The sequence below is a fragment of the Streptomyces sp. NPDC060035 genome, assembly GCF_042736635.1.
In the GTDB taxonomy this organism is placed as follows: Bacteria; Actinomycetota; Actinomycetes; order Streptomycetales; family Streptomycetaceae; genus Streptomyces.
In genome coordinates this window covers 16,303-38,004 of sequence record NZ_JBHWVO010000038.1, presented here as the reverse complement: position 1 = coordinate 38,004, position 21,702 = coordinate 16,303, and the positions used below count along the sequence as shown (strand labels likewise).

Genomic DNA, 21,702 nt, shown 5'->3' with positions numbered 1-21,702 from the left:
CGGGGCAGCGCCCGGACCGAAGGCCCGGACCCTCACGAAGAGGGTCCGGGCCTTCGGCCGTGGTGTCTGCGGGGTTTCCCGCCCGTTTACCGGCCCGCGAACTTCTCGCTCATCATGGAGAAGATGCTCCGCGCGCCCTCGCCGAGCCGAGGACCTGCCAGCCAGCCCGAAGTGACCGGGCCGATGGAGGTGTTGGAGACCAGTACGGATGTGCCGTCGGGGCCTGCCACGAACCAGCCGCCGCCGGAGGAACCCCCGGTCATGGAGCAGCCGATGCGGTACATCGTCGGCGTCCCGGGGCTGACCGAGAGGCGGCCGGGGCGGTCGACACACTTGTGCATGAGCTGTCCGTCGTACGGCGGACCCGCCGGGTAGCCCCAGGCGCCCATGCCGCTGATCTGCTGGATCTGAGGGGCGTCGAAGTCGACGGCGAGGGCGTTGCCCACGGTCTCCTCGAGCGACTTGGTGCCCTTCTCCGGCTTCACATGCAGCACCGCGTAGTCGTACGGGGCTCCCTCGCCGCCCGTGTGGCCACCGTCGGCGATCCACTCGCCGGAGGAGGCGGCCCAGTCCGCCCAGTACGCACCGTACGGAGCGATCTCCTGCGGCTGTGCGTTCTCCAGTGCGGCAGGGGACTTGCCCTGGTCGTTGTAGGCGGGGACGAAGACGATGTTGCGGTACCAGCCGCCGTTCGAACCGGCATGGACGCAATGTCCTGCGGTCCAGACGAGGTTGGACCTGCCCGGGTTCTCCGGGTCCTTCACCACGGTGCCCGAGCACACCATGGAGCCCTCGGGGGAATCGAAGAAGACCTTGCCGACCGGAGCTGCATGCTCGTGGTACGGCAGCTTCTCGGGCTCGGCCCGGACCGGGGAGGGCTCCGGGTCGCTCACGCCCTGGTCGCCGGAGAGGTCGCCGGCCGCCATGGTCTTCGCCGGGTCCTTGGCCGACTTCATCCGGTCGGGCTTCCACAGCCCCTCGATGACAGGGTTGACGAAGTCCTTGGCTTCACGCAGCCATGTGTCCTTGTCCCAGTTCTTCCATTCGCCGTCCTTCCACTTCTCCGGATCGACACCGTGCTTCCTGAGGGTGTCGGCCAGATCTGCGGGCATACTGCCCGAGCCCCCGGTGGACCCGGTGGATCCGGTGGATCCGGCGGTTTCGGCGGCAGGTTTGCCGGCGGCGTTGTCCTCGCCCGGGCCGCAGGCCGTGGCGGTGAGTGCGAGTGCCGCGACGAGGCCGGTGGCGGCCAGCAGCGGACGTATCGGTCGCATGGAAAAATCCCCCGAGCGTGGTGCGAATTGCCATGAACGCGTCATGCGGGTGATTCGGTGCACCCTCTGGCCATCCGTGGTGCGGAGAGCCCACCTTATGACGCGATGGGTCCCTGGCGCCTGCCACAGGGCCCGCACCGCCACCCGGCGTCGACGGCCCCCGGTACGACAACCGTCCGTACCGGGGGCCCGACGCGTTGCTGTTCGTGCGAGAAGGTGCGGCCCTGCCCGGACCGGACCTACTGACCTGCGTACTTCTTGCTGACGGCTGTGTAGATGCCCTTCGCCTCCGCTCCGAGGCGCGGTCCGGCAAGCCAACCGGCGGTGACCGGGCCTATGGAGGTGTTCGAGACCAGCGCCGGCTTACCGTCCTGGCCGGCCGCGACCCAGCCACCGCCGGAGGAGCCACCGGTCATCGTGCACCCGATGCGGTACATCGTCGGATCGTTCTCCACCACCGAGAGACGGCCCGGCTTGTCCGCGCACTGAAGCGCCTTCTGGCCGTCGAACGGCGGGGCCGCCGGATAGCCGGTCGCCGTCATGCTGTCGATCTGCGGGACGGCCGGGGCGTCGAAGTCGACCGGAAGTGCCGAACCGACCGTCTCCTCCAGGGACTTGCCGGTTGCGCCCTTCTCCGGCGTGACCTGCAGAACCGCGAAGTCGTACGGAGCGCCCTGCCCGCCCGTCGAGGCGCCCTGGGCGATCCACTGCTCGGAGGTCTGTGCCCACTGGCCCCACCACACGCCGTACGGAGCGATCTCCTCCTTGGACGCGTCCTGCAGCTCGGCCACCGACAGGCCGTTGTTGTTGTACGACGGGACGAAGGCGATGTTGCGGTACCAGCCACCGTTCTTGCCCGCGTGCACGCAGTGCCCCGCGGTCCAGACCATGTTGGACTTGCCGGGGTGGGCCGGGTCCTGCACCACGGTCGCCGAGCAGACCATCGATCCCTCGGGCCCGTCGAAGAGGAGCTTCCCGGACTCGGGCGCGTTGTCGTGGTACGGGGTCTGCACGTCCGCGGCCCGGACCGGAGCGGGAGTCGGGTCCGTCACGCCCTCGTCACCCGAGATGTCGTTGTCGACAGGCTTCTCCGGGGACTTGTCGGCATCCCGCATCCGGTCGGGGTTCCAGAGGTCCTCGATGATCGGGTTGACGTAATCCTTGGCCTCACGCAGCCACTTGTCCTTGTCCCAGTTCTTCCACTCGCCGTCCCTCCACTGGTCTATGTCGATCCCGTGCTCCTTGAGCCGGTCCCTCAGATCGTCCGGGATGGTGACCTTGCCGTCGGACGACTGGTCGGCGGTGGCGCTCGGCTTGCTGCTCGCCCCGTCCTCGTCCGGACCGCAGGCGGCCGTGGTGAGTGTCAGAACAACGCCGAGGGCGGCTGCGGCGAACACGGGGGAGATGCGACGTGCGCTCCTCCCGCGGCGTGCGGCATCGGTCTGGCGGATGGGTCGCATGTGGTGATCCCCCTGGGACTTCGTCACTTACTCCGGTACTGCACTGCGGACTGCTGGGTGCACGCGGCATTGCCTCGCGGTACGGCGGCGCACATCGTGGGCGTCGGAGCGGCAGCCCGTCCTGAGTGCGGCCCCCACTATGCCGGTGCCGTTGGGGACGGCACGCAGCAGGGCCACGGTTCCGTCTCCGCAAGGATCTTCCGATTTACCCGTGATCCCCGGCGTTCCGCGTCGTTGGTACGTACGGGGGACACCCGGACAGCGTTCATCGATGCCGTCTGTTACCGGGCCACCGTACTGACGTGCAACGCAACTGTTACAGCAGGAGGATCAACAGCCGTGGCCGTGACCGAACCAGCTCCGGTGGCACCGCCCGCTGCGCACGAGGGGATTCTGCGGCGTCAGGCCCTGCGTGAATCGGCGGCCCGTACGTACGCACGATCTCTGCCGATCGTGCCCGTGCGGGCGAGGGGTATGACCATCGAAGGTGCCGACGGGCGGCGCTATCTCGACTGTCTGTCCGGGGCGGGCACCCTGGCTCTCGGACACAATCACCCCGTGGTGCTCGAGGCCATCAGAAAGGTCATCGACTCCGGCGCGCCCCTGCACGTGCTCGATCTCGCCACACCGGTCAAGGACGCCTTCACGACCGAGCTGTTCGCCACCCTGCCCCGGCAGTTCGCCGACAACGCGCGGATCCAGTTCTGCGGTCCGGCGGGAACGGATGCCGTCGAGGCGGCGTTCAAACTCGTCCGTGCCGCGACCGGTCGCAGCGAACTCCTCGCCTTCACCGGTGCGTACCACGGGATGACGGCCGGAGCGCTGGCAGCATCGGGCGGGGCCCCGGACGTATCGGTGACCCGGCTGCCCTTCCCGCAGAACTACCGCTGCCCCTTCGGAGCCGGAGGGGAACGGGGCGCGGACCTCGCCGCGCGCTGGACCGAGAGCCTCCTGGACGATCCCAAGGGCGGCGTGCCCGCTCCTGCCGGAATGATCCTGGAACCCGTCCAGGGCGAGGGGGGAGTGAATCCGGCTCCCGACGGCTGGCTGCGCCGGATGCGGGAGATCACGACGGCCCGCTCCATCCCGCTCATCGCGGACGAGGTACAGACCGGCGTCGGCAGGACCGGCACCTTCTGGGCGGTCGAGCACAGCGGCATCGTGCCCGACGTGATGGTGCTTTCCAAGGCCATCGGCGGATCGCTGCCGCTCGCCGTGATCGTCTACCGCTCCGAACTCGACGTCTGGCAGCCGGGCGCCCACGCCGGAACCTTCCGGGGCAACCAGCTCGCCATGGCCGCCGGTGCCGCCACCCTCGCCCACGTACGGGAGAACGGGCTCGCCGAGCGTGCCGCGACACTCGGGGCGCGCATGCTCGCCCGCCTCCAGTCGCTGGGCGCGGACCATCCCAGCATCGGCGACGTCCGCGGCCGGGGACTCATGATCGGGATCGAGCTCGTCGATCCCGAAGCCGCGCCGCTCGCCCTTGCAGCGGAGAACGGCTCGCCGCCGCCGCCGGACCCGGCTCTCGCCGCCGCGGTCCAGCAGGAATGCCTGCACCGGGGCCTCATTGTCGAACTCGGCGGGCGCCACGATGCCGTGGTCCGACTGCTTCCTCCGCTCACTCTCACCGACGAACAGGCAACGGCTGTGGTCGACCGCCTCGCCGACGCGCTGAGGGCCGCAGAGCGCTCGCCGTACCGTCGGGCCGCTGCCGGGCCGACGCGCTGATCCCGGATCCCTCACCAAGGAAGACCGCCGTGAATACCACCCCTGCGCCCGAGGCCGACGGCCCTCTCACCAGCCAGCAGCGAGGACAGGACCTGCCGGACGGCCCTCTCGCCGTCGAATCGACGACCGTGCCGCGACAGAAGATCGGGCCCCAGGGAACCCGGTGCACTCCGGCCGGAGGCCCCGCAGGCGTGCTTGCGGAGGACCTCCTCGAGGCCCCGGACGTGCCGGACCAGCCCGATGTGCCCGGCCATCCGGACCCCCTCGGCCACCCTGACCCCCTCCAGGCCGCGGACGCGGCCGGCACAGAGAATCTGCTGCGCTGCTGGGTGAGGGAGAACGACCTGCTCCGGCCGACGGGCAGTACCCTGCGCATCCCGCTCCCCGCCAGTGGTACTGCCCTCCTCGTTCCCGTCATCCACTGGTCCGCGACGGGTTGGCACCGCTTCGGCGCGCCCACGCTGGAGAATGCGCCCGGCGCCGCGGGCGCCGACGCTGTCACCGTGGCCGCACTCATGGGACGCGAGACCCGCAGGAGTGCCGGCGTGGACCTGGTGGCCAGAGTGGCCGATTCGGTAAGGCGCACCGCGGACTTCATCGCAGAGCGGCGCCGCACACCCGCGGCTCTCACCGAGGCCGACCTCTTCCTCACAGCGGAACAGTCTCTCCTCCTCGGTCACCCACTACATCCCACCCCCAAGAGCCGTGAAGGCCTCTCCGAATCCGAAATCCGTCTCTACTCACCCGAGTTGCGCGGCTCCTTCCCTCTTCACTGGATGGCTGTGGACCGGTCCGTGCTGGCCACCGGTTCGTCCTGGACACAAGGCGAGCGTCCGGTGTCCGCCGAGGAACTCCTGGCACCCCACGCCGAAGGGCTGCGCCTCCCCACCGGGACCGCGGCGCTCCCGCTCCATCCCTGGCAGGCCGCGGAGCTCAAGCGCCGCCCCGAAGTTGCCGCGCTGTGCGACAAGGGACTGCTGCACGACCTCGGCCCGTACGGAGACGAGTGGCACCCGACCTCCTCCGTACGCACCGTGCACCGGCCCGGTGCCGGGATCATGCTGAAGCTCTCCCTGGGTGTACGCATCACCAACTCCCGTCGTGAGAATCTCCGCAAGGAACTCCACCGCGGAGCAGAGGTCCACCGGTTGCTCAGCACCGGACTGGGGAGTCAGTGGCAAGAGGCCCATCCGGGCTTCGACATCGTCAGGGACCCCGCCTGGCTCGCCGTCGACGCCACGGACGGCAGTCCCGTCCCCGGCCTGGATGTCATGCTGCGCCACAATCCGTTCGGACCGGCCGACGACGCTGTCTGCATCGCCGGACTCACCGCACCGCGCCCCTGGCCCGGCCGTGCGGGGATGCACTCGCGACTCGCGGAGATCGTGTCCCGCCTCGTCGCCCGTACAGGCAGGACGCCCGGAGCTGTCTGTGCCGAGTGGTTCCTGCGCTATCTCGACCGCGTCGTCCTCCCCGTTCTCTGGTTCGATGCCACCGCCGGTGTTGCTCTGGAAGCCCACCAGCAGAACACGCTCGTACTCCTCGACCCGGACGGCTGGCCAGTAGGCGGCAGGTACCGCGACAACCAGGGCTACTACTTCCGTGAGTCCCACCGCGCCGCACTCGAGCACAGGCTCCCCGGCATCGGCGCCGTCAGCGACACCTTCGTTTCCGATGCGGTCACCGACGAGCGACTCGCCTACTACCTCGGCATCAACAACGTGTTCGGACTCATCGGAGCCTTCGGCTCCCAGCGGCTCGCCGAGGAACCACTGCTCCTCGCCGCCTTCCGCCGGTTCCTGGAGGCGGCCGTGCCGCTGGGCTCGCCCCTGCCCGCGTACCTGCTCGGAACATCGCAACTCCGCTGCAAGGCGAACCTGCTGACCCGGCTGCACGGTCTCGACGAACTCGTCGGCCCCGTCGATACCCAGTCCGTCTATGTCACCATCGCCAACCCCCTCCGCGCCTGACAGGCCTGACCGTCTGAACCACGAGAGGAGAGCGTCACGGTGCCCCCCGCCGATGCGCACGCCGACGCCGGAAGCGGTGCTGTCCCACAGGGCGGCACCAGTGTCGAGGACACCCTGGACCTGCGGCTGACCGAAGAGCTGCTCGCCCTGCTCGGCGAAGACCCACCGGTGGCGGCCGTCCGGCCCGGCGCCTCCGATCTGCTCGGCAGCCCTGCCGCATGGCACCCGGTCACCACCTCCGCCGGCGTGTTCCAGCTGGTTCCCGTACAGCCGGCACGCGATCTCGCCATGATCAGCCGCTGGATGAACGACCCTGCAGTCGCCGAGTTCTGGGAGCTCGCGGGACCGGAATCGATCACTGCCGGCCATCTCTGTCGCCAGCTCGACGGGGACGGGCGCAGCGTCCCCTGTCTCGGCGTACTGGACGGCAGGCCCATAAGCTACTGGGAGATCTACCGCGCGGACCTGGACCCGCTGGCTCGTCACTATCCGGCACGGCCCCATGACACCGGCATTCACCTCCTCATCGGCAGTGTGGACAATCGAGGCCGGGGCATCGGCACCACACTGCTCCGGGCCGTCTCCGACCTCGTCCTCGACAACCGTCCTCTGTGCGCCCGCGTCGTTGCAGAGCCGGATTTGCGCAACACCCCCTCCGTCTCAGCCTTCCTGAGCGCCGGTTTCCGCTTCTCCGCCGAAGTGGAACTACCTGACAAGCGAGCCGCGCTGATGGTTCGCGACCGAGCCCACCGTGCACAGCTGTGAACAACTCGCTGCATTACATACACCGCTCGAACCCCATCGGTTCCCACCCGAGGAGTCCCCGTGCAGACATACCCTGCGAGCCACAACTCAGCGGAGCCTCACGCGCTGCTCGACACACCAGAACTCAACCGGGCGCTCTGGAACCGGGCCGCGGTGCGGCTCCTGGCGAAGATGATCAGTGAGTTCGCCTACGAAGAAGTCATCGAACCCACGCCGCGGCCGGGGAACAGCGGTAGCTACGGCCTGCCGCTCGACGACGGTGGAGCACTGCACTTCCGCGCCGGGCGCGGCGTCTACGGCAGCTGGCGCGTCGACCCGGAAACGATCCGCGAGTTCACACAAGGGGACGACCCGGCCTACGGAGGGAACGACGACGGCGGCGGCACGCCGTTCCGTGACCCTCTGCAGTTCCTTGCCCGCGCCCGCCGTCTGCTCGGACTCGACGGCGCCACGCTCGGCCACCTCATCCGCGAGCTCACCACCACGCTCGCGGCCGATGCCCGGCTCGGTCACACCGCACTCGATGCGTCGCAGCTGGCCGACCTCCCGTACGCCGACCTCGAAGGACACCAGACAGGCCATCCCTGGCTCGTGGCCAACAAAGGACGCCTCGGATTCTCCGCCGCCGACGCGGCCCGGTTCACCCCCGAAGCCCGATCCGCCACCAGACTGCCGTGGATCGCCGTCAGCACACGCATCGCGGGCTATCGGGGCGTAGAGGCTCTGGCGACCCCCGAACACCTCTACGCCCAGGAACTGGACCCGCCCGTCCGGGCCTCCTTCGCCGCGGTTCTGCGTGCCCGCGGTCTCGCCCCCGAGGACTACCTGTACCTTCCGGTGCACCCGTGGCAGTGGGACGAGTGGATCGTCCCGCTCTTCGCGCCGGCGATCGCCGACGGTGCCATCGTGCCCCTGCACGCCGACGACGACCTGCGGCTTCCGCAGCAGTCCATCCGTACCTTCACCAACGTCGGACGACCCGACCGGCACACGGTCAAACTGCCGTTGTCGATCCTCAACACACTCGTCTGGCGTGGTCTGCCGACCGAGCGCACGCTTGCCGCGCCGGCTGTCACCGCCTGGGTCCAGGGCCTGCGCGACAGCGACCCGTTTCTGCGCGACACCTGCGGAGTCATCCTGCTCGGAGAGGTCGCGTCGGTGACGGTCGAGCATCCGCTCTACGACCATCTCCCGGAGACGCCCTACCAGTTCAAGGAGATCCTCGGTGCGATCTGGCGGGAACCCCTGCAACCGAGGCTCGCACCGGGCGAGCGTGCGCGCACGCTCGCCTCTCTGCTGCACACGGACGCGGGTGGCCGTGCCTTCACCGCCGAGTTGGTCGCCCGCTCCGGCATGACACCGGCCGCCTGGCTGACAAGGCTCTTCGCCGCACTTCTGCCTCCGCTGCTCCACTTCCTGTACCGCTACGGCACGGTCTTCTCCCCGCACGGCGAGAATGCCATCGTCGTCTTCGACGAGAAGGACGTGCCGGTACGCCTCGCGATCAAGGACTTCGTCGACGACGTGAACGTCAGCGCCCAGCCGCTGCCGGAGCAGGACTCGATGCCGCAGGACGTCCGCGAAATTCTGCTGACCGAAGACCCGTCCTTCCTCACCCAGTTCATCCACTCCGGGCTCTTCGTCGGCGTCTTCCGCTATCTGTCCCCACTCTGCGAGGAACAGCTGGATGTACCGGAGAGTGAATTCTGGTCACTCGTCCGGGCCGAGATCCTCCGCCACCACTCCCGGTTTCCCGAGCTCAAGGAGCGGTTCGAGATGTTCGACATGCTGACGCCGAGGATCGAGCGCCTCTGTCTCAACCGCAACCGTCTGCATCTGGACGGCTACCGCGACAGGCCGCAGCGCCCGCACGCAGCCGTCCACGGTTCGGTCCCCAATCCTCTCCACCTTTCCGCGTGAGGCCGGGAGTGATCGCCGTTGTCAGTGGTGCGCCGTAGGGTGGACGGGCTATGACGAAGCCATCTCTCCCCGAGCTCCTGCACGCCGCCGTCACCGCCGTCGGCGGTACTGAACGGCCCGGTCAGGCCACCATGGCCTCGGCTGTTGCCGAGGCGGTCGACGACAATGCCCACCTCCTTGTCCAGGCCGGTACGGGCACGGGCAAGTCCCTCGGGTACCTGGTTCCCGCGCTGGCCCACGGGGAGCGGGTCGTGGTGGCAACCGCGACCCTCGCACTCCAGCGGCAGCTGGTGGAGCGGGATCTTCCGCGTACGGTCGACGCGCTGCAGCCGCTGCTGCGCCGCCGCCCCCAGTTCGCGATGCTCAAGGGCCGGTCGAACTACCTCTGTCTGCACCGTCTGCACGAGGGGGTGCCGCAGGAAGAGGAGGAGGGGCTCTTCGACCAGTTCGAAGCCGCGGCTCCGTCGAGCAAGCTGGGCCAGGACCTGCTGCGCATGCGTGACTGGTCGGACCAGACGGAGACCGGCGACCGTGACGACCTCACGCCGGGCGTCTCGGACCGGGCCTGGGCGCAGATTTCGGTCTCCTCGCGCGAATGCCTCGGCGCGACGAAGTGTGCGTACGGTGCGGAGTGCTTTGCGGAGATGGCCCGGGAGCGTGCCAAGCTCGCCGATGTCGTCGTCACCAATCACGCCCTGCTCGCCATCGACGCGATCGAGGGTGCGCCGGTGCTCCCGCAGCACGAGGTGCTGATCGTCGACGAGGCCCACGAACTGGTCTCGCGCGTCACCGGGGTGGCCACTGGTGAGCTCACTCCCGGCCAGGTGAACCGCGCGGTGCGCCGTGCGGCCAAGCTGGTCAACGAGAAGGCTGCCGACGCGCTGCAGACCGCCTCGGAGGGCTTCGAGCGGGTGATGGAGCTCGCCCTGCCCGGACGTCTCGAGGAGGTTCCCGAGGATCTCGGCTACGCCTTGATGGCCCTGCGTGACGCCGCGCGTACGGTGATCTCCGCCCTCGGCTCCACCCGGGACAAGTCCGTCCAGGACGAGGATGCCGTCCGTAAGCAGGCCATGGCGTCGGTCGAGTCGATCCACAGTGTCGCTGAGCGCATCACCCAGGGTTCCGAGTACGACGTCGTGTGGTACGAGCGCCATGACCGTTTCGGGGCGTCCGTGCGCGTCGCGCCGCTCTCGGTGTCCGGGCTGCTGCGCGAGAAGCTCTTCGCCGACCGTTCCGTGGTTCTGACGTCCGCCACGCTCAAGCTCGGCGGGGATTTCAACGGGGTGGGGGCGTCGCTGGGCCTCGCGCCCGAAGGCACCGCCGGCGAGGACATCCCGCAGTGGAAGGGGCTGGACGTCGGGTCCCCCTTCGACTACCCGAAGCAGGGAATTCTGTATGTCGCCCGGCATCTGGGGACTCCGGGGCGGGAAGGCTCCCGCACCGACATGCTGGACGAGCTCGCCGATCTGGTGGAGGCGGCGGGAGGCCGGACCCTGGGGTTGTTCTCCTCCATGCGCGCGGCTCAAGCCGCCGCCGAGGAGCTGCGTGGCCGACAGGACCGGCCGATCCTGCTGCAGGGCGAGGAGACCCTCGGCGAGCTGATCAAGAATTTCGCCGCCGACCCGGAGACCTGCCTCTTCGGAACGCTGTCGCTGTGGCAGGGCGTCGACGTACCGGGATCGAGCTGTCAGCTCGTGGTCATGGACCGGATCCCGTTTCCCCGGCCCGATGACCCGCTGATGAGCGCGCGCCAGAAAGCGGTCGAGGAAGCGGGCGGCAACGGCTTCATGGCGGTCGCGGCGACGCACGCCGCCTTGCTGATGGCGCAGGGTGCGGGCCGGCTCGTCCGTGCGACGGGTGACAAGGGTGTGGTCGCTGTACTGGACCCGCGCCTGGCCAATGCCCGGTACGGAAGCTACCTGCGTGCCTCGATGCCCGACTTCTGGTACACCACGGACCGGAACCAGGCGCGGCGCTCGCTCGCAGCCATCGACGCTGCAGCCAAGCCCGCTCCGTAGTCGGCAGCAGAGCCCGCTGCGCAGCAGTGCTGGGCCCCTGAGCGCCGGGTGGTGGTCCGAGCGCCGGGTGGTCCGGTTCCTGAGGGCTCCGTGGGACAGACAGCGGGCGGACATGGCAGGGCCCCGGGATCGGCGCAGTGGATCCCGGGGCCCGGTCCGAACCGGCGGATTCACACCCGCCGCAGCACCGCGACGACCTTGCCGAGAATGGTCGCCTCGTCACCGGGGATGGGCTGGTATGCGGAGTTGTGCGGGAGCAGCCAGACATGGCCGTCCTCGCGCTTGAACCGCTTGACCGTGGCCTCGCCGTCCAGCATGGCCGCAACGATGTCGCCGTTCTCCGCGACGGGCTGGCGCCGGACGGTGACCCAGTCACCGTCCATGATCGCCGCCTCGATCATCGAGTCACCGACGACCTTCAGGACGAAGAGCTCGCCGTCACCGACCAACTGGCGGGGGAGCGGGAAGACGTCCTCGACGGATTCCTCGGCGAGGATCGGCCCGCCGGCCGCGATCCGTCCGACCAGCGGAACGTACGAAGCCGCGGGCTTCCCCGTGGTGTCGGTCGGCTGGGTACTGGGCTGGTCCGAACCCCGGACCTCGTACGCCCGGGGGCGGTGAGGGTCTCGGCGCAGGAAGCCCTTGCGCTCCAGGGCCATCAGCTGATGGGCGACGGACGACGTGCTGGACAGCCCCACCGCCTGACCGATCTCCCGCATCGACGGGGGGTATCCTCGGCGCTGCACGGAATCACGGATGACCTCGATCACCCGCCGCTGCCGGTCCGTGAGCCCCGAGCTGTCCGCCCGGATTCCGGGAGGGCGGCCGGGCAACGAGCGCGCGGGGCGCGCGGGCTCTGGCCCCTCCGTGTTTGTGCCTGAGTCATTCATCGCATGCACCGGCTCAAGTCGGCTCTGGGAGCGGTGGTCCTGGGCAGTGATGGTGGCACTGTCTGCGGTGGTGGTCACGTCGGCCCCTCTCGAATGGTCTCCCTAGTTGGACAACGGTAGTAGCTTTCGAAAGGTTGCGCCAAACACACGTTCGAGTGAAAAACAAATAAAGGGCTGCCGCAGGCTTGTCGTGAGGTGTATGAGCGAACTTCCGGGCGAGGGGAATCCGGCTGTTCACGCTAGCGTCCACAGGTTCGCCGACGGTGCCCGGGGGTCCGTGAGGGCGTGTGTGAGGCTGCGTCCCGGAGGTCTCGCGCAAGTCTGCCACCGGGCGGCCCGGGATCCGGGCAGTCGCGTGTTTCCCGTACCCTCGTGCGGGGTCGTAGGCTGCGGCCCGGCTGCCCGTCGCGCGCGACACGCGCCGGGGTGAAAGCGAAGCCAAACCCTAGATCTAGTGGTTGGATTGGCTCAGCCACCCAGAAGTTGTGGTCCCCGGTCTCTCGGGGCTGAGTCCATCGCCTATGCTTGTGGCTGCCTCGAAGGTCCGTGACGGACCTGAACAGGCCATTCAGTCGTGCTGTGAAGGAGGGTTCGGAGTCATGCACTGCCCCTTCTGCAGGCACCCCGACAGCCGGGTCGTCGACAGTCGCACCACGGACGACGGGACGTCGATCCGACGGCGCCGTCAGTGCCCCGACTGCTCCCGCCGTTTCACGACGGTGGAGACGTGCTCGCTGATGGTGGTGAAGCGCAGTGGCGTGACCGAGCCCTTCAGTCGTACCAAGGTCATCTCGGGCGTCCGCAAGGCATGCCAGGGGCGGCCTGTCACCGAGGACGCCCTCGCGAAGCTCGGCCAGCGGGTCGAAGAGGCGGTGCGGGCGACAGGCAGTGCCGAGCTGACGACGCACGACGTGGGCCTGGCCATACTCGGCCCCTTGAGGGAACTCGACCTCGTCGCGTACCTGCGCTTCGCGTCCGTGTACCGGGCGTTCAATTCGCTCGAAGACTTCGAGGCCGCGATCGCGGAGCTCCGCGATCAACGGCCTCCCGCGGAGGAACGCGGGAGCGGCGAGACCCTCGAGGTCCCCGCACCCGCCGCCATCGCCGCAGATTGATCACCAGCCGCCGACCGGCAGGACCGACGAGGTTCGGCGGCGGGCGGCACCAGACCTGCTCCCGGCGCGGCGCTGAGCGCGGCGTCCGGAGTGTCAGACACAGACTGTGCCCCGGGAAGAACTGGGCACTTCAGGGCGTTTTTGCCCACATATGGGAGGCGGCATGACAGAGACGGCGAGCGGCCCGGCACGAGGTTCCCGCACCAAGGGAGCCAAGTCGACTGCGACCAAGCAGGGCCTGCGCATCGAGCGCATCCACACTTCTCCCGGCGTGCATCCGTACGACGAGGTCGCGTGGGAGCGCCGTGACGTCGTCATGACCAACTGGCGCGACGGCTCGATCAACTTCGAGCAGCGTGGCGTCGAGTTCCCCGACTTCTGGTCGGTGAACGCGGTCAACATCGTCACCAGCAAGTACTTCCGGGGGGCTGTCGGCACGCCGCAGCGCGAGACCGGTCTGCGACAGCTGATCGACCGGATCGTGAAGACGTACCGGAAGGCCGGTGAGGACTACAACTACTTCGCCTCGCCCGCCGACGCCGAGATCTTCGAGCACGAGCTGGCTCACGCCCTCCTGCACCAGATCTTCAGCTTCAACTCGCCGGTCTGGTTCAACGTCGGCACGCCCCAGCCGCAGCAGGTCTCGGCCTGCTTCATCCTGGCCGTCGACGACTCCATGGAGTCGATCCTCGACTGGTACAAGGAAGAGGGAATGATCTTCAAGGGCGGCTCGGGAGCCGGCCTGAACCTCTCCCGTATCCGCTCCTCCAAGGAGCTCCTCTCCTCCGGCGGCAATGCTTCCGGTCCGGTCTCGTTCATGCGGGGCGCCGATGCGTCCGCCGGAACGATCAAGTCCGGTGGTGCGACCCGCCGCGCGGCCAAGATGGTCATTCTCGACGTCGACCACCCCGACATCGAGAACTTCATCGAGACCAAGGTGAAGGAGGAGGAGAAGATCCGCGCCCTGCGTGACGCGGGCTTCGACATGGACCTGGGCGGCGACGACATCACGTCCGTCCAGTACCAGAACGCCAACAACTCGGTCCGTGTGAACGACGAGTTCATGAAGGCCGTCGAGTCCGGCGGGAAGTTCGGCCTCCGCGCCCGGATGACCGGTGACGTCATCGAAGAGGTCGAGGCCAAGTCCCTCTTCCGCAAGATGGCCGAGGCGGCCTGGGCCTGCGCCGACCCGGGCATCCAGTACGACGACACCATCAACCAGTGGCACACCTGCCCGGAGTCCGGCCGGATCAACGGTTCGAACCCCTGCAGCGAGTACATGCACCTGGACAACACCTCGTGCAACCTGGCCTCGCTGAACCTGATGAAGTTCCTCAAGGACGACGGCGAGGGACACCAGTCCTTCGAGGTCGAGCGCTTCGCCAAGGTCGTCGAGCTGGTCATCACCGCGATGGACATCTCGATCTGCTTCGCAGACTTCCCGACCCAGAAGATCGGCGAGAACACCCGCGCCTACCGTCAGCTGGGCATCGGCTACGCCAACCTCGGCGCCCTGCTGATGGCGACCGGCCACGCGTACGACAGCGACGGCGGCCGTGCGCTCGCCGGCGCCATCACGTCGCTGATGACCGGCACCTCCTACCGGCGCTCCGCCGAGCTGGCCGCCATCGTCGGCCCGTACGACGGCTACGCCCGTAACGCCGAGCCCCACCAGCGCGTCATGAAGCAGCACTCCGACGCCAACGGCAAGGCCGTCCACGTGGACGATCTGGACTCGCCGATCTGGGCCGCCGCCACGGAGGCCTGGCAGGACGTGATCCGCCTCGGCGCGAAGAACGGCTTCCGCAACGCGCAGGCCTCGGTCATCGCCCCCACCGGCACCATCGGTCTCGCGATGTCCTGCGACACCACCGGCCTGGAGCCCGACCTCGCCCTGGTCAAGTTCAAGAAGCTCGTCGGCGGCGGCTCGATGCAGATCGTCAACGGCACGGTGCCGCAGGCCCTGCGTCGCCTCGGCTACCAGCCGGAGCAGGTCGAGGCGGTCGTCGCGCACATTGCCGACAACGGCAACGTGATCGACGCCCCGGGCCTCAAGCCCGAGCACTACAGCGTCTTCGACTGCGCGATGGGCGAGCGTTCCATCTCGGCCATGGGTCACGTCCGGATGATGGCGGCGATCCAGCCGTGGATCTCCGGCGCGCTGTCCAAGACGGTGAACCTGCCGGAGACGGCCACCGTCGAGGACGTCGAAGAGGTCTACTTCGAGGCATGGAAGATGGGCGTCAAGGCGCTCGCGATCTACCGTGACAACTGCAAGGTCGGCCAGCCCCTCTCCGCCAAGACGAAGGAGAAGGAGAAGGTCGCGGTGACCGCGAAGACCGAGGGCACCATTCGTGCCGCGGTCGAGAAGGTCGTCGAGTACCGCCCGGTCCGCAAGCGTCTGCCCAAGGGCCGTCCCGGCATCACCACCTCGTTCACGGTGGGCGGCGCCGAGGGCTACATGACGGCCAACTCCTACCCGGACGACGGTCTCGGTGAGGTCTTCCTGAAGATGTCCAAGCAGGGTTCGACCCTCGCCGGCATGATGGACGCCTTCTCGATCGCGGTCTCGGTCGGTCTGCAGTACGGCGTGCCGCTGGAGACCTACGTCTCCAAGTTCACCAACATGCGCTTCGAGCCGGCCGGCATGACGGACGACCCGGATGTGCGGATGGCGCAGTCGATCGTCGACTACATCTTCCGCCGTCTGGCGCTCGACTTCCTGCCCTTCGAGACGCGTTCGGCACTCGGTATCCACTCGGCCGAGGAGCGTCAGCGTCACCTCGACACGGGGTCGTACGAGGCCTCCTTCGGGGACGACCAGCTGGATGTCGAGAGTCTGGCCCAGTCCGCCCCCGTACAGATCGAGCCGCTGAAGGCCGTCGCGTCGCCCAAGAAGAGCGTTGCCGAGACGCCGGCTCCCCGCACGGCACACACCTCGGCCGAGCTGGTCGAGATGCAGCTCGGCATCAGCGCGGACGCTCCGCTGTGCTTCTCCTGCGGTACGAAGATGCAGCGAGCCGGATCCTGCTACATCTGCGAGGGCTGCGGATCGACCAGCGGCTGCAGCTGAAAATGAGCGGAATTGCATCGGATGCACCATCCGGCGTAACCCGCACATGTAGCTGAGCAGCAGCTCAAGAGGGGGACCGGCCATCGGCCGGTCCCCTTCGCCGTAGCGCCGGCCAGGGCGGCGCAACCATTTCAACGATGTTGCGTTGACGACGGGGTCGTTCTTCTCGGTCCTGAATCGGCCGTCTTCGAGGCCGGGCCGGAGGGGTGGGTTCGCCGGCAGCGCACCGGTTTCCTGGATGAGAGGGCGAAGGCAGCATCGGCATCGCTCGTGCGGGCAACAGCGTGTAGAAGAGTGTCGGTGGACGCCACACAGCGGCGGCCGCCGCCACTGAAGCCTGCACCTGCTGGTAGTCGTCGGCGGCCACGTATGGGCGGTCGCAGGCCCCCGCCCCGAAATCATGATCCTTGCGCTCACTGTCGCAGAGAGCGGCTGTACCTGACATGGCCCACGAGGCTCCTGCGAAAAGGCTTGTCGTAGCGGGCGCCGGGATGGCAGGCTCCTGGGCATGATCAACAGAATCGAGTCTTCCGTCCGCCTGTGAGCGAGACACCCGGGACCGGACTGCCCGGAACCCGGACCACGCTGTTCGGCCATGCGCTCCGAATGCATCGGCAGTCGCCGGACAAGCCCCTCCCACGCGACGGCGAGCCGTACCCCGATGAGGAACGGCGCCGAGGTGAACCACAGCCGAAAGCACCGCGCGACCGCAAGCTTGTGGGAGTCGGCGTCGCCCGGCTTCTCGACGAGCACTTCGCCGAACCGAGCGCCGAACCAAGTGCGTTGAGCGACCGCTTCCACGACGTCTATGTACCGATCCGCCACAACGAGCACATCGCCACCGCCGCCAGGACGGCTGGGGAAGTCCGAGTACGGGAAGCCGGCCGTTGGCTGGTGCGGCATGGGGCCGATACCTCCGCCGTCGCGGTCGGGTTGGCCCTGCTTGTTGCCGTGGGCTCGGTGGATGACATCCCACTGATCCAGACCATCGGACTGCTCTCCGGTACCTTCTGCCCGCTCGCCTCAGTGGGCCTTGAACGCTTGCCCGGGGGTGCGGACGCACTGATCTGGCTGGCGGAGCGGGTGACTGGCTGGGGCCGGGTCTACGTGGTCGAGGCTCTGTGCGGCTCGTGGACGGTCACCCGGTCGTGCGCCCCTGGCTGTTACGGAGAGCGGCCGATGGCGACTTCCTCAACGGCTACTTCGCGGGCCAGGTCGCGCAGGTGGCCGAACTCCACGAGGCTGTCGCGGCGTTCGGGGACGACGCAGAACTGGTGGACCACACGACTCGGCTTCTCCATGCGATGACGTACTGCGAAGGCATGGGCACTCCGCTTCGTCGCTACCCGCACGCGGTCGTGGTCCTGGAGGCGCACGTCCGCTCCCTCGGGAACCTCGGGCCGACGGTCGAGCGCTACTTCGCTGCGGCGATGATCGCTCAGTACCTGACCACGGAGACACCTGTCGGATCCGGCGATCCCGGCCTCCGAGCGCGTTGGGAGCAGGGCCGGACTGCGTACCTTGCGCTGCTCGACAAGGAGGACTGGTGTGACTCGGCGCGTGAGGCACTCGCGGCCGAGGACGGTCGGTTCGCGTTACTGGCCGAATCTGTGGCACCGGGACTCAGGCTGAGGGCCTTCCGACCGGCAGATCACCAGCCGAGGAATAGCGCACGTCAGGAGTAGGCGCTGTCCGCCAGTACAACGGGCGACTGAAGCACGAAAGGGGGAGGGGGTACTGAGCCGGTGCCCTCCCCCTTTCGTGTCAGGTCTCGCTCGCGTCGGCTCCGCCGGGCTGCGAGGGCGGGTGGGGGGTGCCGGTAGCGGAGCAGGACGACGCCGTTCCTGAAGGTCCGCGCCTCGATCGGCCGCAGATTCGCGGTCTTCGGCCAGGATGGCGGAATCAGGGGTTTTCCTCCGCCGAGGAGCACCGGATGGACGTGGATGCGGGGACGTGGATGCGGTACTCGTCGATCAGGTCGTACTGCATGAACGAGGCGGCGAGACCGGCCCCGCCGAGCACCATGTCGCCGCCGGGCCGTGCGTTGAGCGCGAGGATGTCCTCGACGGCGACGTCGCGTGCCACGGTGGTGTTCCAGTCCACCCGTTCCAGGGTTCTGGAGAACACGATCTCGGACATGTTCCGCCAGATCCCGGCGAACTCGGCCACCGAGCCGGTGCTCGATGGACCGGCATCGGCGGTGGGCCGGATGCCGGCCATCAGTTCATGGGTGACCCGCCCGTGCAGGAAGGCGCTCATCGTTCTCAGCTCCTGGTTGGACGTGCCGGTGCAGCTCGTCGTCGACCTGGTGCCAGTCGATCCGGTGGTCAGGTCCTCGAAGGAGCCGTCGAGAGATACCGGCATCATCGAGATGATCTTTCTCAAGCGGTCCTCACCGGGCTCGGGGGCGCATGCCCTGCCTGGTCTCAGTTCCCGGGGACGCGGTTTCCCATGACCGCCGAGAAGGAATCAGGGTCGCCGTCGAATCCGCGAATGGCAGCGTGGAACCCCCAGGAGCCCGAAGCGTTGCGGGTGAATTCCGCGACGACCGCGGCTGTGGCAGTGGCGACTCCCGAGAAGTCGTCCTCATCCAGATTGGTGTAGCCCTCGCGGATCTGCACGGCCGTGTGTTCTATCTGGCCGAAGGTCTTCCGCCCGTCGCGCTGCTGGATGGCGACCCCGACGACGACCCTGGAGTACGCGTCCGAGAGCCTGTCCAGTTCGAGGGTCATGACCTCGTCGAAGCCGAAACCCTGACCTGTCCGGCTGTCCCGGTTCAGGGTGATGGTGCCGTCCGGTGAGCGGCTGTCGAAGTGCACGAGATATGCGGGGCTGCCGTACGGGGCTTCCGTCTCGTACGTGGCCGCGATGATGTCGAGGTCGTTGGCGGGCTCGCCGGTCTCGCTGGGATCCCATTTGACCCTCACTTCGACCTTCTCGATGTCCTTGTTGGGAGTGCTCATCGGACTTCCCTCCTCGCTGCTGGGCCGAAGGACGCCTTCCACCCCGATCATCTCCGTAACTGTCCGTGGATCCAACCACGTTGGGCTGGTACGGCGGATTCGGGCCATCGCCTGGCCGAGGTTGCACCGGTCCCCGCTGCCGGCCGGCCGGACGACCGCCCGGAGCGTGACCCGCGCCACGTCCGGCGCCGTACGATGGCCCCGTGCTGGTCAAGTGGATTCGCTGCACCGTGGTGGACCGTCGCGGTTTCGAACGGGGGCAGCGAAAATGGGCGGGGCTGCTCGGTGAGCCGGGGTTCAGGGGGCAGAGCGGCGGGTGGAGCCGGGGGAAGCCCGATGTCGCCCATGTGTTCGCATTCTGGGAGAACCGGGTCTTCTACGACTCCTTCATGGCCCGGGAGCACGACCGGCTGGCTGCCGCCCAGTCCGGGATGTACAAGGACATGCAGGTCAAGCTCTTCGAGTGCCGGTTCGATGTAAAGACCGGTTTCGAGCCGCTCTTCACCGATGCGGACGTGCTGAGAGTGGCGCACAGCCGGGTGTACGAGGATCGCGTCGAGCACTTCGCGCTCACGCAGAAGAGAGTGTGGAACCCGGCGATGGCCGGTTCCCCCGGCATGCTCCGCGGTGTCTTCGGAGAAGCGCCGGGGCATGAATTCCTGGTGCTGTCCATGTGGCAGTCGAGCGCCGAACGTGGCAAATACCGGCCGGAGAGCCTCGCGCGGCTCTCGGCGCTGGCACAGACGGAGACGGACGTCGAGGCGCTGACGGGGGACGTGGTCCAGCTCGAGACGTCCTGGACGGTCTGACCGCGAGTTTCCTCGGTCACATACGCCGGATGGAGCCGGTACGACTGCTCGGTCGAGCTGTACGGCAATTAGGGTTTGTACATGGCGCGACCGCAACGCATAGTTCTCGTCCGGCACGGCGAGTCCGAGGGTAATGCCGACGACACGGTGTACGAACGTGAGCCCGACCATGCGCTGAGGCTCACGGAGACCGGCCTGCGCCAGGCAAGAGAGACCGGGGCGGGGCTGCGCGAACTGTTCGGGGACGAACGGGTCAGCGTCTACGTCTCGCCCTACCGGCGCACCCACGAAACGTTCAGGCTGTTCGGTCTCGATGTGCAGCAGGTACGCATCAGGGAGGAACCACGACTGCGCGAGCAGGACTGGGGAAACTGGCAGGACCGGGACGACGTCAGGCTGCAGAAGGCCTACCGGGACGCGTACGGGCACTTCTTCTACCGCTTCGCGCAGGGCGAGTCCGGGGCCGATGTGTACGACCGGGTCGGAGCGTTCCTGGAGAGCCTGCACCGCAGTTTCGAGGCCCCCGACCACCCGAAGAACGTCTTGCTGGTCACCCACGGACTGACCATGCGGCTGTTCTGTATGCGCTGGTTCCACTGGTCGGTGGCCGAGTTCGAATCGCTGTCCAATCCCGGCAACGGCGAGACCCGCACGCTGCTGCTCGGCGAGAACGGCCGGTACACACTCGACCGGCCCTTCGAGCGGTGGCGCACTCCCGAGCCGTACGGCCGCACCGGATAGAGTGGCAGAGCGATGACCGTTGACTCCGCTTTCGACCGGCGCTTCGAACGCGCTCTGGCCAGCCTGCGTGGACTGTCCGTGGGAGATGCCCTTGGCTCCCAGTTCTTCGTCCCGGCCAACTATCCGCTCCTCAAGAGGCGAGCCCTGCCGCCCGGCCCCTGGCAGTGGACCGACGACACCGAGATGGCGTGCTCGGTGCTCGCCGTGCTGGCCGCACACCAGCGCATCGACCAGGACGCGCTCGCTCACTCCTTCGCCACGCACCACGATTTCGACCGGGGCTACGGGCCCGCGGTGAATCGTCTGCTCAGGCTGGTCCGGGAGGGCGGCGACTGGCGCGAGCTGGCGTCCGCGCTCTTCCAGGGCCAGGGGTCCTGGGGTAACGGGTCGGCCATGCGCATCGCACCGCTCGGTGCCTGGTACGCCGACGACCCGGAGCAGGCCACCCACCAGGCCGAGATCTCTTCGTACACCACGCACCAGCACCGCGAAGCCGTCGTGGGCGCCATGGCCGTCGCGGCAGCTGCCTCGCTGGTCGCCGCGCCGGACGGGCCGCCGACGCCCGAAGGCCTGCTCGACGGTGTCGTCGCACTCGTACCGCGCAGTGCGGTCGGTGCCGGGCTGCGCCGTGCACGCGACATGCTCGACTACCGGGACGCCGGGACCGTCGCGGCTGTTCTCGGCAACGGCCGCCGTACGAGTGCGCACGACACGGTTCCGTTCGCTCTCTGGTCAGCGGCACGCAGTCTCGGCGACTTCGAACGGGCTTTCTGGGTGACTGCTCAAGCGGGAGGCGACGTGGACACCACCTGCGCGATCGTCGGCGGAATCGTCGCCGCGGGCGAGGCCGGCAGTCCTCCGGCCGACTGGCTGGCCTGTACGGAAGAGCCGCCGCAGTGGCTGACCCGGGCGCACGTCTGACGGTCCGCCCGGCCGCCTCCACTTGTCACGGTCCTGCCACAGCAGCGCCTCG

General features: G+C 68.3%; 16 protein-coding genes. 11 read left to right on the top strand and 5 right to left on the bottom strand.

The window, feature by feature from the left end; translation table 11 throughout:
• Nucleotides 1-86 precede the first annotated feature (86 nt).
• Nucleotides 87-1,274: a trypsin-like serine peptidase gene (locus ACFWBQ_RS35075; protein WP_385506806.1), complete on the bottom strand. Its 1,188-nt coding sequence runs from the start codon at nucleotides 1,272-1,274 to the stop codon at nucleotides 87-89.
• Between the two features lie 239 nt (nucleotides 1,275-1,513).
• Nucleotides 1,514-2,734 (bottom strand): trypsin-like serine peptidase, encoded by a 1,221-nt coding sequence (locus tag ACFWBQ_RS35070; protein WP_385506804.1) that lies wholly within the window; start codon nucleotides 2,732-2,734, stop codon nucleotides 1,514-1,516.
• Nucleotides 2,735-3,073: 339 nt separating this feature from the next.
• On the opposite strand from ACFWBQ_RS35070, the gene ACFWBQ_RS35065 reads away from it, so the two are divergent.
• The 5 genes from ACFWBQ_RS35065 to ACFWBQ_RS35045 are packed head-to-tail and all read left to right on the top strand — an operon-like array spanning nucleotide 3,074 to nucleotide 11,138.
• Nucleotides 3,074-4,465, top strand: coding sequence for a diaminobutyrate--2-oxoglutarate transaminase family protein (locus ACFWBQ_RS35065; RefSeq protein ID WP_385506801.1), 1,392 nt, complete (start codon nucleotides 3,074-3,076; stop codon nucleotides 4,463-4,465).
• Between the two features lie 29 nt (nucleotides 4,466-4,494).
• Nucleotides 4,495-6,435 carry an IucA/IucC family protein gene (locus tag ACFWBQ_RS35060; RefSeq protein ID WP_385506798.1) on the top strand — a complete coding sequence of 647 codons (1,941 nt, stop codon included), beginning with the start codon at nucleotides 4,495-4,497 and terminating at the stop codon, nucleotides 6,433-6,435.
• 39 nt (nucleotides 6,436-6,474) lie between these two features.
• Nucleotides 6,475-7,200 carry a GNAT family N-acetyltransferase gene (locus tag ACFWBQ_RS35055; RefSeq protein WP_385506797.1) on the top strand — a complete coding sequence of 242 codons (726 nt, stop codon included), beginning with the start codon at nucleotides 6,475-6,477 and terminating at the stop codon, nucleotides 7,198-7,200.
• Between the two features lie 60 nt (nucleotides 7,201-7,260).
• Nucleotides 7,261-9,120: an IucA/IucC family protein gene (locus ACFWBQ_RS35050; RefSeq protein ID WP_385506794.1), complete on the top strand. Its 1,860-nt coding sequence runs from the start codon at nucleotides 7,261-7,263 to the stop codon at nucleotides 9,118-9,120.
• Between the two features lie 50 nt (nucleotides 9,121-9,170).
• On the top strand, nucleotides 9,171-11,138 hold the full coding sequence (locus ACFWBQ_RS35045; RefSeq protein ID WP_385506791.1) for an ATP-dependent DNA helicase: 1,968 nt from the start codon (nucleotides 9,171-9,173) through the stop codon (nucleotides 11,136-11,138).
• 170 nt (nucleotides 11,139-11,308) lie between these two features.
• On the opposite strand, the gene lexA is transcribed toward ACFWBQ_RS35045, so the two are convergent.
• On the bottom strand, nucleotides 11,309-12,106 hold the full coding sequence (gene lexA, locus ACFWBQ_RS35040) for a transcriptional repressor LexA (protein ID WP_385506789.1): 798 nt from the start codon (nucleotides 12,104-12,106) through the stop codon (nucleotides 11,309-11,311).
• A gap of 521 nt (nucleotides 12,107-12,627) precedes the next feature.
• On the opposite strand from lexA, the gene nrdR reads away from it, so the two are divergent.
• The 3 genes from nrdR to ACFWBQ_RS35025 all read left to right on the top strand — a co-directional run bounded on the left by nrdR (nucleotide 12,628) and on the right by ACFWBQ_RS35025 (nucleotide 17,901).
• The gene (nrdR, locus tag ACFWBQ_RS35035; protein WP_385506786.1) at nucleotides 12,628-13,143 is read left to right on the top strand and encodes a transcriptional regulator NrdR; all 516 of its coding nucleotides are present in this window, start codon (nucleotides 12,628-12,630) and stop codon (nucleotides 13,141-13,143) included.
• A 163-nt stretch (nucleotides 13,144-13,306) separates the two neighbouring features.
• The gene (locus ACFWBQ_RS35030; protein ID WP_385506784.1) at nucleotides 13,307-16,216 is read left to right on the top strand and encodes a vitamin B12-dependent ribonucleotide reductase; all 2,910 of its coding nucleotides are present in this window, start codon (nucleotides 13,307-13,309) and stop codon (nucleotides 16,214-16,216) included.
• Between the two features lie 1,130 nt (nucleotides 16,217-17,346).
• Nucleotides 17,347-17,901, top strand: a complete 555-nt coding sequence (locus ACFWBQ_RS35025) for a hypothetical protein (protein ID WP_385506783.1) — start codon at nucleotides 17,347-17,349, stop codon at nucleotides 17,899-17,901.
• 217 nt (nucleotides 17,902-18,118) lie between these two features.
• On the opposite strand, the gene ACFWBQ_RS35020 is transcribed toward ACFWBQ_RS35025, so the two are convergent.
• Both ACFWBQ_RS35020 and ACFWBQ_RS35015 read right to left on the bottom strand, forming a co-directional pair.
• Nucleotides 18,119-18,583: a dihydrofolate reductase family protein gene (locus ACFWBQ_RS35020; RefSeq protein ID WP_385506782.1), complete on the bottom strand. Its 465-nt coding sequence runs from the start codon at nucleotides 18,581-18,583 to the stop codon at nucleotides 18,119-18,121.
• A 59-nt stretch (nucleotides 18,584-18,642) separates the two neighbouring features.
• Nucleotides 18,643-19,179 carry a TerD family protein gene (locus ACFWBQ_RS35015; RefSeq protein ID WP_385506780.1) on the bottom strand — a complete coding sequence of 179 codons (537 nt, stop codon included), beginning with the start codon at nucleotides 19,177-19,179 and terminating at the stop codon, nucleotides 18,643-18,645.
• A gap of 203 nt (nucleotides 19,180-19,382) precedes the next feature.
• Here ACFWBQ_RS35015 and ACFWBQ_RS35010 point away from each other — a divergent pair, with 203 nt between their 5' ends.
• The 3 genes from ACFWBQ_RS35010 to ACFWBQ_RS35000 all read left to right on the top strand — a co-directional run bounded on the left by ACFWBQ_RS35010 (nucleotide 19,383) and on the right by ACFWBQ_RS35000 (nucleotide 21,650).
• The gene (locus ACFWBQ_RS35010; protein WP_385506778.1) at nucleotides 19,383-19,988 is read left to right on the top strand and encodes a YdbC family protein; all 606 of its coding nucleotides are present in this window, start codon (nucleotides 19,383-19,385) and stop codon (nucleotides 19,986-19,988) included.
• A gap of 81 nt (nucleotides 19,989-20,069) precedes the next feature.
• A complete protein-coding gene (locus ACFWBQ_RS35005) occupies nucleotides 20,070-20,729 on the top strand; it encodes a histidine phosphatase family protein (RefSeq protein WP_385506776.1) in 660 nt (219 codons plus the stop codon).
• A gap of 12 nt (nucleotides 20,730-20,741) precedes the next feature.
• A complete protein-coding gene (locus ACFWBQ_RS35000; protein WP_385506773.1) occupies nucleotides 20,742-21,650 on the top strand; it encodes an ADP-ribosylglycohydrolase family protein in 909 nt (302 codons plus the stop codon).
• The last annotated feature ends 52 nt before the right edge of the window (nucleotides 21,651-21,702 follow it).